This window comes from Subsaxibacter sp. CAU 1640, assembly GCF_023156585.1.
Lineage (GTDB): Bacteria > Bacteroidota > Bacteroidia > Flavobacteriales > Flavobacteriaceae > JBPOFM01.
Window position 1 is genome coordinate 323651 of record NZ_JALNMI010000003.1, and the last position, 18678, is coordinate 342328.

Genomic DNA, 18678 nt, shown 5'->3' on the forward strand with positions numbered 1-18678 from the left:
AAAATTACTTCACAATACAAAAATCATCATATTTATCAGTTTAGTACAATAATGATCATCTTACATTTTATTGATTCGACTTCTAGTACATGGACAATCACTCATACCTTGTAAGAAATCAACACCTATGGTTATCATATGTGTCCCAGAATTGTAACCAGCTAAATCGTTCATAGTGATTTGATAAGAATAAGCAAAATAGAATTTATTCTTCATGATTCCTGCCATCGGACCTAAATTCAAAGGTTTTAACGTTTGATCGTTTAAAAATCTGTATGAAGCTCCAACCCAAAAATAATCATCGTATCTTCCAAATTGTCTGTATTTGAAGTTAATATCGGTAGTAGAACGTCTATCGCTACTAAACAACTGATAGAAAACAGAAGGTTCATACTCCACCTTTTTATTGGTATTGCTTCCGAAAACATAACCCGAATAAATTTGATAGTTCAAAATCAAACTTGGCTCTATTCCTCTGAATTTATCAATATCCTTTTTGAGGATATTATTCGCATTGAAACTGAAATAAAATCCACCATAGCGATAAAGTGCTCCAACATCAAAGTTATTATTTGAAACTGAACGGTCATCTGTTATACTTGGATCTACAATAGGGATTTCATAAGTAGGCTCAAAATTCTGAATATCAATCTTGAAATTATTGATGTTGTAAGATATACCAAAGGACAAATATTGTTTTGTATAATAGTCAATTACTAAATGATGTGCAAAAGAGAATTTAACACCTTTCTGACGTGTATTTCCATTTTTATCATTATATGCAGAGATTCCTATACCAGAACGATTAGAAATCCTAAAATCAGCATAAACTGATTGGTTATCAGGTGCATCCTTGATTCCTACCCATTGTGTGAGTCCATTGGCCCTGATTCTTAAATTGTCTCCAATTCCTGCATAAGTAGGCGAAATTACAAAATCATTATCCGCCAAGTACTGTGTCCAAACTGGCAAATTTAACTCCTGGCCGTAACTTGCTGTCACGACCAAGATCAGTATATATCTAAGTAGGTTTTTCATCATAATGCTAGTTTATAAATCAAATAATTTGGGGGCATTCATTTATTATCTATAGAGTGTAAAGTGACCTACAAAATCACGGTCGTTCGTGGAACTGTTCAGTCTCACCACATACCAGTAATCACCTGTTGGCAATTCTCTGTTGTTGTATTTTCCATCCCAATACTCACCAACTCGATAGGTCGCCACTTTACGGCCATATCGGTCAAAAATGTCGAATTCCAAGTTTGGATAGTTATCTGTACAACCAGGAGCCCAGCCATCAGTAACACCATCATTGTTTGGTGTGAAATAATTTGGAATACAGATATCAACAAACTCCAAGTACAGAGAGGCACTCGCCATACAACCCCAACTATCAGTGACGGCAATGGTATAGGTTCCTGATTCTGTAATGATGAATTCATTGGTAGTTCCGTAATTTTCACCATTGAATGTGTAGGTATAATCCCCAGAGCCACCATTTGCGTTTGCGATGATTTCGTTCAAATCACCTTCGCTCAACGTTATAGTCACAGGTTGAATTTCATCAATATCAAAAAACTCTGTTGTTTGTATACAACCATTAGTATGCCTTACATTGATAAAGTGGTCAACGCCGGCTGGAATATTTGTAAAGATATTACTTGACTGATAAGGTCCTCCATCCAACGAATAATCCAATTGCGAAAGGTCTGTATTGCTTTCATCTACAGTAACAACCACCATATTTGTACCAACGTTGTTTTCACATAAATTCTCTACTTCAATCAATGGGTTAATGGTCACAGATTCAGGGAATGTAATGTTCCATTCAGATTCACAACCTTCAGCATCACGAACAAAAACAGTATGGTCTCCTCCACCCAATCCTGTAAAATCAAATTGTGTTTGTGTCAAAGTCCCTGTGGTGTAAGTGCCATCATAATTATCAAGATTCACACTATAAGGCGCTGTCCCTCCAGAAATATCAATACTAAATTCACCCAAAGCATCACCTTCACAAACTTCTGGGAACATACTGTCGGCCACAATACTGATTATGACAGGTGCAGGTTCGGTAATGGTAAAATTGAAAGTTAGATAACAACCCAAAATATCCTGAACAATCACATCATAATTACCAGGAGCCAAATTTTCAAACACATTGGTTTCAAAAAATTGATTCAGTTGAGGAGAAATAGCATATTTAATAATACCTGTGCCTCCAGTTGCAAGAATTTCAAGCGAACCATTGTTGCTTCCGCTACAAGACACATTGCTAATGTTGAATGTCGCCTCTAATGGAGCAGATGGCTCTGTAATGGTAACAGGAGCAGAAGTTTCCTCACAATCACCACTTAACACATTTACAATATATGTTCCAGCTACAAGCTGCGTAAATACACCAGGACTGTTTTGAGTTGCAGGAATTGCATTGCCTGCCGAATCTTGAAGTGTGTAAACATAATTGCCTAAACCACCTTGAGCATCAGCTACTACAGAACCTGTATTATCACCAGCACAATTGATGGTTGGGTTACTTGCAGTCAAATCAATAGTCAGCTCTGGAAGTTCATCAATGGTGATTTCATTGGAAACATTGGCCACACAACCATTCGCGTCTCTCACATAATACTCATAAGTTCCGGCTGGAACAGAAAAGGTGACAGATGATGTAAATGTTCCTAAAACAGGTGAAAAATTACTGTTATTACTATAGGTATAATTTCCAGTTCCGCCTGATGCGCTCAAGGTCAAAGTTGCTTGCGTTAAACAAGTAGGAGTAGTTGTCACTACCAAATTAGCTTGAATAGGCGTAGGTTGCGTGATGACGATATCCGTTGATGTCATCTCACAATTATATCCGTCTGTGATAGTTACATTATACGTTCCTTCACCAAGACCATTAAACACATTGGATGTTTGAGGTCCAGAAGAACTTGGTGTTGGCAATATGCTATTTAAGGTATAAGTGTAATTTCCACCTTGTCCACCTGAAACATTCGTCACAATAATGGATGCATCCTGATCACCAAAACAAGACAACAAAGTTGTATTTGGTGTGAACATTGCAGTGATTGGATTTGGAACCGATAGTGTCACATTCACAGAAGCAATACAATTTTGTGCATCTCTAACATTCACAGTATAATTTCCTGCCGATAAATCAGTAAATGTTCCGTTTGACGAGTAAGCCACAGTGGCAGCACCTGTCAATTCGTACTCATAACTTCCCCAACCACCTATAGCAATTGCTGAAATGGTTCCAAGATTATTATCACAAGTGACATTGGAGGTTTCTGAAGCAGCCAATACCAGTTGTTCTGCTGGTGACGAAATAATCACTGTTGAAGTCGCTGAACAAAATGGACTTGCCGTTTCTGTTATGACAACTGTGTAAGAACCGGCTGTCATTCCTGATACAGTTTCAGGATTGGTCGATGTATTGGTAGCAACAGGGCCCAAAACCGAAACTCCTGAAGTATTGAAAACTTCATAAGTATAAGGTCCAGAATAACCATTCACGTTGATGGTAAATGAGCCTGAATTATCACCGAAACAAATTACAGGAGTCGATGTCGTTGTAAATGTTGGAGGAACTGCCGTTGGCAAAGACACCTCAACCTCTTCCGTACATAATGTATTGTTATCCGTGATTGAAATCGTATATAATCCCGATGGCACACCAGAAAACACATTACCTGCTAAACTAATAGAAGCTGGATTTGGACTGATGGCGTAAGAATAGGAACCAGTGCCTCCCGAACCTGTAACTGTGATGACACCATCATCATTGTTACAGCTTGGAACAGTCGTTACAGATGGTGTTACATCCAATGGTGGTGCAATGTTGATCGTAATAGTGTTACCACATCCGTTGACATCTCTAATCTCTACAGTATGTGCACCTGAAGTTAAATTAGAAACTGTGAAAGGTGGTACTCTTGTTTGAAATGCGCCACCATCAATGCTGAAACTATAAGGAGACATTCCTGCAGAATCTAATGTTACCTCAATTTCGAATGAACCTTCAGTTGCAGTACACTGATTAGTAACAGTGCCAGAAATTACTGGCGATGGATCAGCAGGCAACACAACTACTGGACTTGTAACAATACATCCATAGGCATCAATGACGTGAACGTAATAATTTCCTGCATCCGTATTGAATACACTTGCAGATGCCCACAAAGTATCATTTGCAGCAGGTGCAGTAGCTGTCGTTGTAATCTGATATTGATAAGGAGACGTTCCATTTTGACCAACAGCACTAATAACACCCGAATTTGCATTACAATTTGCATTCTGATCTACCGAAGTTGTCAAACTTAAAGGAATCGCTGATTCTGTGATATTAAATGGAACAGTCACCACTCCACAACCATTGTTAGGTCCAGATGTTTCGGTTATGAGTACGTAATAATTACCAAATGGCAACGGTCCTAAATTTGTAACGTTTAGAGAACCATTGGCAGGAACTACTCCTGTTCCACTCACGCCAGTGGTATTTAATGACAACGAATCAAAAATTTCATAAGAAATATTTGTTGCAGAGCCATAAACGCTATTCACCGTAAACGAAACATTTCCGTCAGCACTTCCTGTACACGTAATGTTATTTGCAGTTACTGCTGTGGCTGTTAAAGTTGAGTTGGTAGGAATTGGAGCAGCCGCAGGCTCATAATAACTACAATTGGTTGAGGCATCATACACGATAAAAGTATAAACCACACCAGGAGTCAAACCTGTAAATGTTGCTGACTGGCTTCCTGGTGAATCTTCAGGAATCCAAGTGCCTGCTGGATTTGGATATACAGAAGATGGTCCTTGATAGATGCTAAAGAAGAATGGTCCTGCACTCGGCAATGATGAACCTATACTTACAGTAGCTTCTCCACCTGATAAACAATCAACCGTTGTTTCAATATTGATATCCAAATCGGTTGGCGGTGATGCCACAAGCACATCTTGAAACAACACCGAACATCCATTGGCATCAACGACATTTATTTGATATAATCCAAAATCAACCACATCAAAAGTAACAGATGTAGAACCTGTGGCGTTCAATTCTGAATTTGAATAGCCATTAGTTCCCGTTACAAAATAGTTATAAGGAGCAGTTCCACCTGTAACAGCATCAATAATGATTGAGCCTTGAGAAACACCAGCTGCAGTACAAGTGATGTCAACAGTATGGTAATTAACAATAATTGGATCTGGTTGATCGATTACAACAGTTTCTGTGGCTGTACAAGATTTTGCATCAGTGACCGTAACAGTATAACTTCCTGCAGGTAAGCCAGAGGTTTGTGTACCAAAATCTGTTCCTGTGGTATCGTTATAAACATTGATCACAAATGGTGGTGTTCCTACAGATGTGTCAATTGTTACTTGAATTGCTCCATTGGAATTTCCATTACATAAAATATCTTGAGTCTGTGCTACCAAACTTAATGCTGGAGGTGACAGTGGAAGAACGGTTTGTGTTCCAGATTCCACAACGCAACCACTAGCATCGGTAATTTGAAATTGATAAGTTCCCGAAGTTCCTGTTGCATATGTGAATGGTGAACCTGTTGCTCCCAAAGACGAATATGCGCCTCCATTAAAAGAGACTGCATAGGTAAATGGTGGTGTTCCGCCTGAAATGGTTCCTGTAATAACTGCATCTGGTGACGAGGTACAATCCAAATCTTTTGTAAGAACAGTACTTACAGTCAAAGGAGGTAGCGGTGAAATGGTAAATGATTCACTGTAAACACAGTCATTTTCATCTCTAACCTGAAATGTATAGGTTCCAGGAGATAAACCAGCAAACACATTTGAAGTCTGATATGAAGTTGCAGCTGATGATGGAGCAATTATTTGATATACCAAAGTTCCTACTCCACCCGTCACACTAGCAACAGTAATATCCGCTGTGTTGGTAGGACACGTTACAGGAGAACTGCTAAATGTCATATCCGTTGGTGGATTTAAGGCATCAATCGTGATAACATCTGCTATTGAAGTACATCCACTACTATCTTTTATTGTAATGGTATATGTTCCACTTGTCAATCCTGAAAAAGATGTTCCATTTTGGAAATTAACACCATCAATACTATAGGTATAAGGAGGTGTTCCACCAGTTACATTTGAAACAGTAATTGTTCCGTTAGATGAACAAGTGAATGGTGCTGTCAATGTTGCTGTTCCTTCAACACCTGAAGTTGAGTTGATAGTTACTGTTTGTGGATCAGTCAAACAGATCGAACCGCCTAATGTGTACTCCAAAACAACGTCATAATCACCTTGTGAAAGACCATTAAATACTGGTGAATTAAAGAATGTTGTTCCTCCATCGATACTATATCTAATAGAACTTCCATTGGCATTCGAAACGTTAATGGTAATATTTCCATTATTGCTACCCGAACATTCAATGTCTGTCGTAGCTAGGGTAAATTCTGGTGCAGGTGTTGAATCCACCTCAATAGTAGTTGTGGCACTACAGTTATTTGCATCCACTACCATAATATTATAAGTTCCAGGAGCCGTAACTATTATTTCTGGAACCGTCTGGAAATCTGTGGTACTGTTAACAAAGTAAAAGTAGGGAGGCGTTCCTCCCACTGGATATATTGTTATTTCACCATCAGTACACGTCAACGGACTTGTGACTGCAGCTGTAACGGTCAATAATGGTGGCTCCGCGATGGTAACAGTTCCAGTATACTCACATCCATCTTCTGTAGAAACATTTGTAGTATAAGTACCAGGATTTAAGTTGGCAAACGTATAATTGTTTGCATTGATAGGTCCTACACTGTTTACCAATGTGGCTCCGTTATAAATCGAGAAAAAATATTGCGGACGAACATCGTTGGCAGCCAACCTAATCGTTCCTTTATCTCCGTGACAAAGTGGTTGATTTACGATGGTAGAAACCGTAAAATTACGTTCCCTTATTTGAACATCAGGCACGGTGAACACACAAGGGTTTGTTGGTACTCCCACTTGTCTTATGTAGGCTGTGTAGATTCCAGGGGTGTTTACAGAAAATACGTTACTAGATTGATAATTAACACCATCAATACTGTATTCATATCCTGAAGGCACGCCATTTACTGTAATGCTTCCGGGCGTGGTACAAATTATATCTGTCGCTGTTACCGTAGGACTCAATAAATTCTGATAGACGTTGAAATAAAATTGATTGAAACATCCACCTTCATAATTTATTGTCAATCTAAATTGACCAGATGTATTGGCTGTAAAGTTTGGACCTGTAGCAACTTGATTCCAAGTACAAGAAGGATTCTCATTGGCACAATCGGCATTTGAAACAGCAGCACAACTCGATTCATCCAACTGTTCCCATATAATTGAAGTTGCTCCAGATATATTCGTTGTAATGTCCCTAAAATCATTGGCACCACACAAAAATATTAACGGCAATAATTTTCCATCATTAGGACAAGTCACAACTTCATCCGCAAATGGAATCACAGGATTTGGAATACTTCCTCCATAAATACCAACTTCAAACTCTTGAACGATAGATTGACATGGCGCCGTTGCCGTATTATGTACATAATATGTTCCTGTCGATGTTACGGTTATAGATTGAGTGGTTCCAATTACAGGGTTTCCTGATGGATTTGTAGACCATGAATAAGAATCATATCCATTTGCTGCTGTTAAAGTCACACTACTACCACACAATACAATATTTTCGGAAAAAGTACAATCATCCAAATCCGCGAGAAAGTTGGTGGCTTGCGGTGTAATCAAGCATCCAGTATTACTGCTAAAGCTCGGATCATCAGTAATTTGAAAGTTGGGATTGAAAAATCCATTATAGGTAGCAAAAGCTTGATTGTTAATAATATTAGAACACGCATCAGCCAATTGATTACAAGTTTCAACGGTCATAACCTCTATTCTAATTTCATAGACAGGGTCATTTTCTTCAACCAAATAATCTTCAATATCAAATATAATTTCCCTTGTTGCTGGATTGTAACTTGCCACCGTAACACCAGGAGGCAATACCAAATCGGTAGGATAATTAAAAATGATATTTATAGGAAGGATATCCCTAATCTGAAAGTTAGTGGCATTATCATTTCCAGTGTTTTGAAATCCTATAACATAATTCAGAGGTTGAGACAAGCCTACGGTTTGACCTCCAATATTGTTGCCCAAGTCATCCTCTACAATTTTTGTGAGGACAATATTTGGCTCTATAATTTCAACCGCAAAAGCGAAGAAATATTGAAAATACACGTCTTGGTTACTCTCCAACCGCACCAATGCCGATGTGGCATCATTTGCAATGACTGTATTTCCTGGATTTGGAACATGCATCACACCGGTATCGAAACCAAGCGTATTGGTACTGTTTGGATTCCGTGTTGTGACTGGTAAAGCACTCAATTGCGTCACCGAACTATTAAAAAAGTTATTCGCAGGTCTGTCTGCAGCTGACATTGGTATGCCATTGAGCACCAAGCGATCGTTCTGGATTGGTTTGTCACCTTCCAATGTTGCAAAAGCAAAATTTGCTCTTACAGGCGCTGGTGCAGGAATGGTTCTAAAACCAGAAATTGGTATATCCACATTCACAGAACTACTGATGGCACTAAAACCATCAAAACTTGTAATGGATTTTCCTGGAAGTGTTGGATCTTCATATACAACGAAAAGAGACCAACCAGCCGAATAACCAGTACCGTTGTAGGGGTCGAAAGTTCCGGTTGCACCTTGTGCACTTGAAACATTCGCAATAGTATAAGTTCCAAGGTTATTAGCCAGACCCGTTACGATATCAGTTACATCTGCGTAACACGAATAAGGAAAACTTTGCCCAGTGGCAGTACCATTTGCATCATAAACAATAGTACCCGTAACATCGTGATAACCGCCTGTAGGTCCTTTAAATTTTACATTGGTAATTGATTCCGGGCCACTCGTCACAGCTCCCCAATACAATCCTGCATATTTAATTCGATAACAATTAGGATTTGGGATATCCAAGTCTGCGCTTGACGAACTGAATGTAGAATTATCTCCATCAATATCGATATATCTCATATCCACATTGTGATTATAAACAGAATTATCGTTAAAAGCGTTGTTGCTCGGCCCCAGGATGTTGTTTCCTATCAAAATTATATCACCCTTTAAATCCTGATTGAATCTAGGAGTAAAAGGCACATAGTTTTGGGCAAATGCTTGCATACCCAAAAACAGGAATGAAGCAAGAAGAGCTAATCTAGAAAAAGTAGGTTTTTTCATGGTCTTAAGATTTGGTGGTTACATTTTCTCCAAAGGGCGTTGGCGAAAATGTTTTGGGCCTCAATTATTTATATTAATTTTCAATTTTCACTATTGACATTTTTGTGTTATATGGTCTATCTCCTTTTGACGACAATGCATTGTTCGCCTCTTCTATACTATCAAATTTCTGATAGTAGATATAATATTTACTGGTATTAACATCATAAAAGAAATCTATATCTCTGCGTCCTGATGCCACCACTTTGGTTACAAAATCATCACGTTTGTCTTTATCATTATGGACTGCTACAATCATATAATATCCATTGTCTACATTTTTGACATTTTTAAGAATCTGAATATTACTACTTTGCTCTTGGCCAAAATCAAAATCTTCAGTTTTCAATGGTGTTGTTGCCAATTTGGTGTTTTGCTTAATGATGCTCAAAGCCGCTCTATCTTGCTGATATCTATCCTCTTCACTGTCATAAGCAGCACGTTTGATACGTCGTTTTCGCTCAAACTCTGTAGCTTCTTTAATTTGCTCCAAATTTGATGTCAAAGTTGCCTTGGTTTGAATAGCTGTCAATTGCTCTGCTTTAAGACGTTTGATGGTGTTTTTATAGTACAGATTGACTTCGTCATTTTCCAAAGGAATAATTCTGAATCTTTCATCGTATAATCTTTCCAACTCTTTGATTCGCTCATTTCTTGTAGCAATTACCTCATCCAAATCCGTTTTTAAAGCTTCCAAAGCGTTGTTTTCGGCAGTAAGACTTTTGAATGGTTTTGGCTCCATAAAGATGCCTTGATCACTCAAATCATTCTCCTCCTTCAAATCTTTTAAATCTTGATTCTTCACCGCAATCGCCTGTCTGAACTCATTTAATAACTCTGTTTGACGATTTTCCGAATCTTCTGCCTGCTTTTCTACAGATGTCATTGAGACACCCAATTCATCGGTTGGTACAACAGACAACTCTTGTGAATCCTTGTTACCTTTAGCTTCGGCTTCAGACTCTAATTGCGAAGCTTCTTCCTGCACTTTTTGTTCGGCCTCAAGTTTAGCTTGGGCTTCAGCAGCTTCTCTTTTTTGTGTTTCCTCTGCAATTCGGGCTTCCTCTGCCAACCTTTCAGCTTCCGCTTTAGCTTGAACTTCTTCCCTCGCCTTCTGTACCGCTTCTTCTTTTGCTTTTGCTTCAGCTTCTGCTTTTAGCCTATTTTCTTCTGTCAATCTTGCTTCTTCCGCTAGCCTTGCAGCTTCTGCCTGTGCTTCAGCTTCCAATCGTTCAGCTTCTTCCTTGGCTTTTTGTTCTGCTTCAATTTTAGCTTGAGCTTCCGCAGCCTCTCTTTTACGTGTTTCTTCTTCAACTCGTGCCTGTTCTGCCAATCTTGCCGCTTCTGCTTTAGCTTGGGCTTCTTCCCTTGCCTTTTGTTCTGCAGCAGCTTTAGCTTCTGCTTCTGCTTTTGCCTTGTTTTCCGCTGCTATTTTAGCTTTAGCCTCTGCCACTTCTTTGGCAAGAACTTCTGCTTCCAATCGTGCAGCCTCTTCTTGTGCTTTCGCTTTGGCCTCTTGTTTGGCTTTAGCTTCTTCTTTCGCTTTAGTTTCAGTAGCTACTCTTGCTTTATCTTCCTCTAGTGCTTTTGCTCTAGCTTCTGCGTCGGCTTTAGCCTTATTTTCGGCAGCCAATTTTGCTTGCGCCTCTTTTTCGGTTCTCTCTTCCGCTTCAATTTTAGCTTGAGCTCTATTTTCCGCAGCCAATTTTCTATTTGCTTCTGCTTCAACTTTTGATATTTTTGAAACCGGTTTTCTTCGTTTTTCAGATGAAATCAATCCTGCCACTTCATCATCTCCACCATAATCATAATTGTTATTGTTTTCAAACCTGTAAGCCAATGTGATTTCGTGAGATGGACCAAAATCGGTCAAAGCACCAAGAGCCTTCTCGAAATTATATTCAATGGCAATATTTTTTGTGATATTGATTCCCAGACCTCCTGATGCGCCATATAAGTTGTTGTATCCTACTTGCGCCCAAATTCCTTTGGGAACAGTTACCATCGCAATTCCAGATACAACGGTTTTATCCTTTTTAAAATCTGACCTTAATAAAGCTGTGAATTTGCTTTCATCAAAAAAGCCAGAGCTGTCTATATAACCAGTATACATCATATGTGCCTGAATACTTTGTTCAGGATTGTCTTCAATAAGCTCGGAAGAATTGATATTGTACAGTGCCAAGTTGTTAACGGAAACACCAAAATCCAAAAATGCTGTTCCGTAATTGATTCCTGGATTTACAGTAAGTAAAAAGTGAGAAGGAATATTCTCCAATGAAGGATCTGGAAAGTTTGTGACCACTCTTCCGTCATTAATGCCACTTTTATAAGCACCAATGTTTAAACCGAAAGTCAAATTGCTATCTCTATCCAATCGGGCGTTGTATGCAAAATTCAAAACGCCTCCAAAAGTGGTCAACACACCATAATTTTGCTGAAACAATCCGATTCCTGCACCTATATTTTCTGCAAATCGACCTGAATAGCTTGCCAAATGTGTTTGAGGTGCGTCTTCAAACTGAACCCACTCTCTTTTATTTGTGATACTGATGAATTTTGTTTGTTGTCTTACGAAACTAAAGGTTGGATTAAAAGCATATTGGTTAAAAGTCAAAGAATTTCTTATTGGCAATGCAAGCGCAACCACTCCGTCTTCTTCTTGGGAGTAGGACATCCATATGGAACAGATGAATAACGCTATGGTCAATAAATAACTCTTCATATCATTTTATAATCGTGATGGAGCCTTTCTTTTCTTTTTGATTTGGTGGTTTTATGATATAATAAAAAACAAGGTTGACACTTGTTAAGTTCAGTTGATTTTGCGGCCAATTATTCTGATAATCATTGGTTTGAAACACAACCTCTCCTCTATTCGTCAAAATCATCACTTCAGTGTTTGTTCCACTTACATATTGTGTAGGTATTACCCAAGTATCATTCACTCCATCACCATTCGGACTTATCACATTTGGGATATTTGCAACATCCGGAAATGGATCTACAGGTTCACTGATAGAAAAAAGTATCTCTTTAGAAACCACACAACCCGACGTTTGATAAATAATTACCTTATAATCACCAAATTCAGACGCCTCATAAGTATCATCTTCTGCGCCAGGAATCAACACATCGTTTAAGTACCATTCAAATTCTGCATCAATGGCATCAGTAGTGACAAAAACGGTTAAGGTTTCTCCTATTTCCATTTCATTTTCTTCAGAAACATTGATATCGCTCGAAAAACCTTCGCTTTCCAAAACGATTGAGCCTGATGCTTGACAGCTTCCCAAATCAACCTGAACTGAATAGGTTCCTGATTCATCTGTTTGGTACATTTGTTCGTTAGCATCCGGAATCAAAACACCATCTTTATACCATTGATAGCTATTGCCACCAAGCGTACTCAAGGTTGTCATTCCTTGCTCTGGACAAAACGGATTTCCTAAACTAGAAGAAATAGTGGCATTTGCTTCTCCTGAAACCGCTTCGCTTATGGCTACACGATTTGAGAATGAGTTTGATGTACACGTTCCATAATTGGTTCTTGCAAAATAGGTTCCCGGTTGATCAACTGTCAGTGTTGGTCCATCGGCCACAAAGACTGATGTTGTAGGACCAGTTTCTTTATACCATTTAAATGTCAAAGAAGGATAGTTCAAAGGCGAGTCATTGTCGCCAAAACCTGGATTATCAATAGTCAATAAATAACTTCCGCCTGAACAGTATGCTGCCGTAGACACCAAATTATTGATTGTAAATGGACTGTCTTGACTCTTGTAATAAGCCGCAAAAGTGGCTGAACCCGAACTTGTAGCCACTGGAGCAGAACTTTTAATTCGTAATCTGTAACCTTCACCTGCAGTGGTTGTAGGCAAGGAAAAACTCAAGGTAGCTGGAGATGTTGTTACAGCGCCAGGATTTGATGTGAAAACGACTGTTGCATTTGAAAAATTTCCTGTTGCGTCAGACATTTCAATGGAAAATTGATTTGTTGGTCCAACAGCTGATTCGGGAGAAAAAACAAAAGTAACATTATAGGTATTGAAAGAACTACTCGCACAAGCCTGACTGAAGCCAAGATTAGGCGCACCAATAACAATTTGAGCGCTAGTATGTCCTGAAATCAACAGGACAAACAAACAGGTCAAAAAGTATAGTTTTTTTAATGTAGTAGTTTTTTGCATTAAGCTTGGTTTTATCAAATTGGGGCAAACTTTTGAATAACTGTGCTTTATATCTATTCCATTTAATCAGTGAAACCCGTAATGATTTCATCAAACGAGTCACTGCTATCTCAATAAGTTTTATTAAATATTAATCTTCTGGATCGTAATCGTTAGAGGCAATGATTTTATTGATTCTCAACCTAAAATCTGGACGTTTAGAGTTTTTGGCATCAATAAAGGTCTCTGAATCAGCTCCTTTTGAATAGACGTTAAAAAATGCTCGATTGCCATACCAGTTTTCCAAATCAGCATTATTGGAATTATGTTCTGTGAAAATATTTCCTTTGCAGTTGTTAAAATACATTTCACTGAACTTTATTTTTTCCAAATTTTTACTGTTGACAGTGATATTACTGTCCAAAATAACTGCTGGATAAAAACCAGATATTACGGTTTTGTTCATCTTAAGTGATGCATCTTGAGCTATGTATAAAGCTTCTTTAACCAATCCAACTTTGATATCCGAAGCCAAATCTTCAGAAATGTTAACCAAGGTCAGGTTTTCAGCATCAACAGAAGTTCCTTTTTTCGTTAAATCCACTTCCTCTTTTTTATCATACGAAGCAACATACATACAACGAGACCCATCTGCACCAGATACATATGGTGATCTTATGGCTAAAGAATTGGTGATTCTACACTGTGTACCAAAGTTGAACTCATAATCATTACTGCTCGATCTGTAGGAAACCATTTTATCCATAACGACCTCACCTCCGATAACGTTAAATGAATTCCCTTCGCAGTAGCTAACCATTACATTTTCTACCTTTGTTCCATTTCCTACACCCGCCAATGTGAGTGCATTAAAATATCCGAAATCCTTTGTTCTTTTTCCTGCAAATTCAATTCTGACATATCTTAATATCCCAGAGTTAGCTTTGGGATTGTTTCCTCCATAACTGATATGTTCATAAGATGTGGGTTTCAAACCAAAATTTACTGCGGAAGTGTTTCCAAATTTATTGATAGGAGCATCTCCAAGAATGAAGATTCCACCCCAATCTCCTGCTTTTTTTACACTTCGGTTAGAGGTAAATATAATCGGGTCGGTCTCCATCCCATCAGCGATTATTTTAGATCCTTTGCTAATGGTCAAAGAGCCATTGGTCTTAAAATCACCAATGATAACAGTTCCAGGTTCAATAGTGAGTGTGGCACTGTCGGTCACAAATACGCTTCCCAATAATAAATAGGTGTCTCTTTTATAGAGTTTAGTATCTTTTGTGATATTGCCACTTAAGATTTGGGTAGGCTCACCATAATCTACATTATTTGGTCTAAATTCCGTCCAAGAATTCAACCAATTGGTAGTACCTATTATACCTTTTTCTTGTTGAGCAAACAGGTTGCCAACAACTAATAGTAACAAACAAAAAAGTTGAGTAGAGTTTTTCATAGTAAGTTTTTAGTTTTCAGATTAGGGGTTTCCATTAACTATTTGAATCAAACTTATAACTAAATCCTACGAAATACAAATAATATCGATGAAATGCATATTTTTTTTATTATTTAGAATAATTTTCTTACAAATAAATATTGTTTGATAATATCACTTAATTCTTAGTATGAATTTTCTGATGACATTCAAAAATAGTTTCATGACAAAATCCAAAAGCTAACCTTACACATTCATTAAAAAAAAAAGCCTCATCAATTTGACAAAGCTTTACAGTAAATTGAATTTGGTTATTTCAATTAATTTCGATTGAACTCGTTATAGGTGTGTAATGATTTCAGAGTCTCTTCATAAAACAATATAGCAGCAATTAAATTTGACTTGTCCGAATAAGGCAAAACTTTTCTTTGAAATTCAATGGTACTATCAAAATAGGTTTTTGATGCCTGAATGTTATCTTCCAATGCTTTACGGTTTTCTTTTGTGTCAGGAATCCCAAGTGTACTCATAGTCACTCCAGGTTTGGTTGCAAAAGCGATATTTGGTAAAATTTTTACAATTACCTCTATCCTTTCGTTGTACAAATCCAACAATTGACCTTTTTGCATTTTGTCCAACTCATCGCGATCATGATATTTAGCGATTGATACCTTTCCACTGATAATGCTTTGAGGTTCATTTTTTTGAGCAAATGCTGAACCTACAATAAGTAGAAACAAGAAACCAATTAGAGTAAATTTAGCTTTCATAGTTAAGATTTAAGGGTTGAATATCGCAAATTTATGTAATTAAACGAAAAAAGCAAGCGTTTTGTCGATTTTTTTAATAAAATTTAAATTTTATGCTTAAGTAAATTCAACTTCTTATTCATTAACATTTGAAAAACAAGTATTTAAATAACATAAAAATTAAAGGGTATCAATAAAATATTGGGACATATTAAAAAAGTGTCCCTTGTGCTAAAGAATTAGAACTGGCATACCAACCTATATTAAAAGTCAATAATTTTTTCCTTTGCCTCACTTCTTCAATAACCGAATTATTTGGATGAATAACTATTGAGTATGTATTCATTTACTTCCCGATGCAAAAGTTTGCGAAAATGTTACCTAAAAGTTCATCGTTAGAAACTTGCCCCGTGATTTCACCAAAATGATATAATGCCTGACGAACATCTATGGCCAATAAATCTCCCGAAAGTCCTATTTCGAGTCCATTCTTAACTTTTTGTGTTTCTTCAAACGCTTTCAATAGCGCATCATAATGGCGTGTATTAGTAACAATGGTTTCGTTATTACGAAGTGCACCAGTGTTAATAAGGTTAAGCAATAAATCTGTCAAACGCTCAATACCAACTCTTTTTTTAGCTGACAACAGTAAAACATCTGGAATTTCCTTTTGTAAATTATCTAATTGAAGATCCGTCAGAATATCTATTTTATTAGCAATTATTATCAATGGCTTTTGCGGATACCTATTTCGAATCTTCTCTATCTCTTGTTTGACTTGTTTGAGATTCACTATGCCCTTCGAACTATCAAATAGATAAATAGCAACGTGCGATTGATCGATTTTTTCAAAAGTCTTTTTGATACCAATACTTTCAACCACGTCATTAGTTTCCCTAATTCCTGCCGTATCTATAAATCTAAAACCAATTCCTCCGATAGAAATTTCATCCTCAACGGTATCTCTGGTGGTTCCGGCTATTTCTGAAACAATCGCTCTGTCTTCATTCAATAGTGCATTTAGTAATGTCGATTTACCAACATTTGGTTCACCAACAATAGCAACCGGAATTCCATTTTTAATGACATTCCCTACCGCAAATGAATCAATCAAACGCTTTAGGACAAAAATGATTCGATCTATCAATTCCCTAAATTGTGTCCTGTCAGCAAACTCAACATCCTCTTCAGCAAAATCAAGTTCCAATTCAATCAACGAGGCAAAATTGAGCAGCTCTTCTCGAAGTTTTGCAATTTCAGAAGAGAAACCTCCACGCATTTGTTGCATCGCAATTTGATGAGAAGCTGCACTATCACTTGAAATTAAGTCGGCAACTGCTTCTGCCTGGCTCAAATCGAGCTTACCATTCAAAAACGCTCTTAATGTGAATTCACCCGGTGTGGCCATTCTACACCCGTTTCGTAGAAAAAGCTGTAAAATTTCTTGTTGAATATATATACTTCCATGACAAGAAATTTCAACCACATTTTCCCCTGTATATGAATTAGGATTTTTAAAAATTGAAACCAAAACTTCATCAAGCGTGCGATCATTTTCTAGAATGTGTCCTAAATGAATCGTATGAGTTTTTTGCCTTATCAAATCTTTGCCGGAAACCGAATTAAAAAAACGGTTGCAAATTGAAATAGCTTCCTTTCCTGAAATTCTAATTACGGCTATAGAGCCAACTCCAGATGGCGTGGCAAGTGCAATAATGGTATCGTTATAATCCATAAAACAAAAGTATACAAAAATGAGGTGTATACATTTAATGAATATATTTCTTTAGGATAACTTTTTATATTTGCAATACAAAAATTTATAATGATGAGAAAAATAATTAGCATTTTGACAATTGCACTTCTTTTGATGGCTTGTGATGAAAAAGCTGAAAAAACAGATGGGTATGTAATTAACGGGACAGCGAAAGGAGTTTACAATGGCATGAGGGTATACTTAAAAGCTTCGGACGAACGTTCGAGCCAAAAAGCCCAAGATACAGCTATTGTAATGGATGAAGTTTTTAAATTTGAAGGTAAAGTTGATTATCCGCAAATGTGGTACATCTCTGTAAGCAATGTTAACGGTTTTGTTCCTATTATGGTAGAAAATGAAACGATTGAGGTTAATTTTAATAAAGAAGTTATTGACAACTCAACTGTTACAGGAACCAAAGCCAATGAAGCTCTTTCAAAATATTCAAAAGGCTTTAAATTATTGTTGGATAAACGTAATGATATCAGCAAGCAATTTTCTGCTACAATGAATTCAACAAATACCGAATCTAGAGAAGAAATATCCAAAAAACTTGGTGAAGTCAATGCAGAACTTTCCACATATCCTTTTAAATTTTTAAAAACGAATTCCGATACTTATTTTTCTTTATCATTAATTGACAATATTTTAAAATCAAATCCAATAGAATTTAATGAGATAGACGAGGCATTTGCAAAACTCGATACTGATATCAAAAATTCTCCATATGGAAAAACGGTACAAGCAAACCTTGAAGCCTTAAAGAAGAAAAACGAAGGTTTGGCAATGCTAAATATAGGTAAAGTTGCACCCGATTTCACCGCTCCAGATCCCGATGGGAACCAGATTTCTATGCACAATATTAGAGGAAAAGCCACCATTATTGACTTTTGGGCATCATGGTGTGGTCCTTGTAGAAGAGAAAATCCTAATGTTGTGAAAGTTTACGAAAAGTTTCATAATAAAGGTTTGGAAATCATAAGTGTTTCTCTGGATAAACCAGGTCAAAAAGACAACTGGCTAAAAGCCATTGCAGACGATAAGTTGAATTGGCATCACGTTTCAAACCTGAATTATTTTCAAGATCCTGTTGCACTACAATATAATATACAGTCTATTCCTGCAACCTATATTTTGGATGCAGAAGGAAAAATTGTTGCAAAAAGCTTAAGAGGTCAGGCACTCGAAGATAAAATAGCAGAAATGCTTAATTAATAGAAAAAGCCTTTAGAAGTTCTG

At 37.3% G+C, this 18678-nt stretch carries 8 protein-coding genes; 1 reads left to right on the plus strand and 7 read right to left on the minus strand.

Annotated elements, in window-relative coordinates:
- Window positions 1–60: 60 nt before the first annotated feature.
- From M0G43_RS08905 to mnmE, 7 genes are all read right to left on the minus strand, one after another.
- Complete coding sequence (locus M0G43_RS08905) at window positions 61–1038, minus strand: type IX secretion system membrane protein PorP/SprF (protein WP_248025156.1); 978 nt, start codon at window positions 1036–1038, stop codon at window positions 61–63.
- Window positions 1039–1083: 45 nt separating this feature from the next.
- Complete coding sequence (locus M0G43_RS08910; protein WP_248025159.1) at window positions 1084–9285, minus strand: T9SS type B sorting domain-containing protein; 8202 nt, start codon at window positions 9283–9285, stop codon at window positions 1084–1086.
- 73 nt (window positions 9286–9358) lie between these two features.
- The gene (locus tag M0G43_RS08915) at window positions 9359–12049 is read right to left on the minus strand and encodes a type IX secretion system membrane protein PorP/SprF (protein WP_248025162.1); all 2691 of its coding nucleotides are present in this window, start codon (window positions 12047–12049) and stop codon (window positions 9359–9361) included.
- Between the two features lies 1 nt (window position 12050).
- Window positions 12051–13514, minus strand: a complete 1464-nt coding sequence (locus tag M0G43_RS08920; protein WP_248025164.1) for a gliding motility-associated C-terminal domain-containing protein — start codon at window positions 13512–13514, stop codon at window positions 12051–12053.
- Window positions 13515–13644: 130 nt separating this feature from the next.
- Window positions 13645–14955, minus strand: a complete 1311-nt coding sequence (locus M0G43_RS08925) for a hypothetical protein (protein WP_248025166.1) — start codon at window positions 14953–14955, stop codon at window positions 13645–13647.
- Window positions 14956–15254: 299 nt separating this feature from the next.
- Window positions 15255–15704, minus strand: coding sequence for a hypothetical protein (locus tag M0G43_RS08930; RefSeq protein WP_248025168.1), 450 nt, complete (start codon window positions 15702–15704; stop codon window positions 15255–15257).
- Window positions 15705–16029: 325 nt separating this feature from the next.
- Window positions 16030–17418 (minus strand): tRNA uridine-5-carboxymethylaminomethyl(34) synthesis GTPase MnmE, encoded by a 1389-nt coding sequence (mnmE, locus tag M0G43_RS08935; protein ID WP_248025169.1) that lies wholly within the window; start codon window positions 17416–17418, stop codon window positions 16030–16032.
- 93 nt (window positions 17419–17511) lie between these two features.
- Between mnmE and M0G43_RS08940 the strand changes: the two genes are divergently transcribed.
- The gene (locus tag M0G43_RS08940) at window positions 17512–18654 is read left to right on the plus strand and encodes a TlpA disulfide reductase family protein (protein WP_248025170.1); all 1143 of its coding nucleotides are present in this window, start codon (window positions 17512–17514) and stop codon (window positions 18652–18654) included.
- The last annotated feature ends 24 nt before the right edge of the window (window positions 18655–18678 follow it).

Coding starts and splice junctions, on each gene's coding strand:
- M0G43_RS08905 (WP_248025156.1), bottom strand. CDS start 1,038: ATGAAAAACCTACTTAGATATATACTGATCTTGGTCGTGACAGCAAGT.
- M0G43_RS08910 (WP_248025159.1), bottom strand. CDS start 9,285: ATGAAAAAACCTACTTTTTCTAGATTAGCTCTTCTTGCTTCATTCCTG.
- M0G43_RS08915 (WP_248025162.1), bottom strand. CDS start 12,049: ATGAAGAGTTATTTATTGACCATAGCGTTATTCATCTGTTCCATATGG.
- M0G43_RS08920 (WP_248025164.1), bottom strand. CDS start 13,514: ATGCAAAAAACTACTACATTAAAAAAACTATACTTTTTGACCTGTTTG.
- M0G43_RS08925 (WP_248025166.1), bottom strand. CDS start 14,955: ATGAAAAACTCTACTCAACTTTTTTGTTTGTTACTATTAGTTGTTGGC.
- M0G43_RS08930 (WP_248025168.1), bottom strand. CDS start 15,704: ATGAAAGCTAAATTTACTCTAATTGGTTTCTTGTTTCTACTTATTGTA.
- mnmE (WP_248025169.1), bottom strand. CDS start 17,418: ATGGATTATAACGATACCATTATTGCACTTGCCACGCCATCTGGAGTT.
- M0G43_RS08940 (WP_248025170.1), top strand. CDS start 17,512: ATGAGAAAAATAATTAGCATTTTGACAATTGCACTTCTTTTGATGGCT.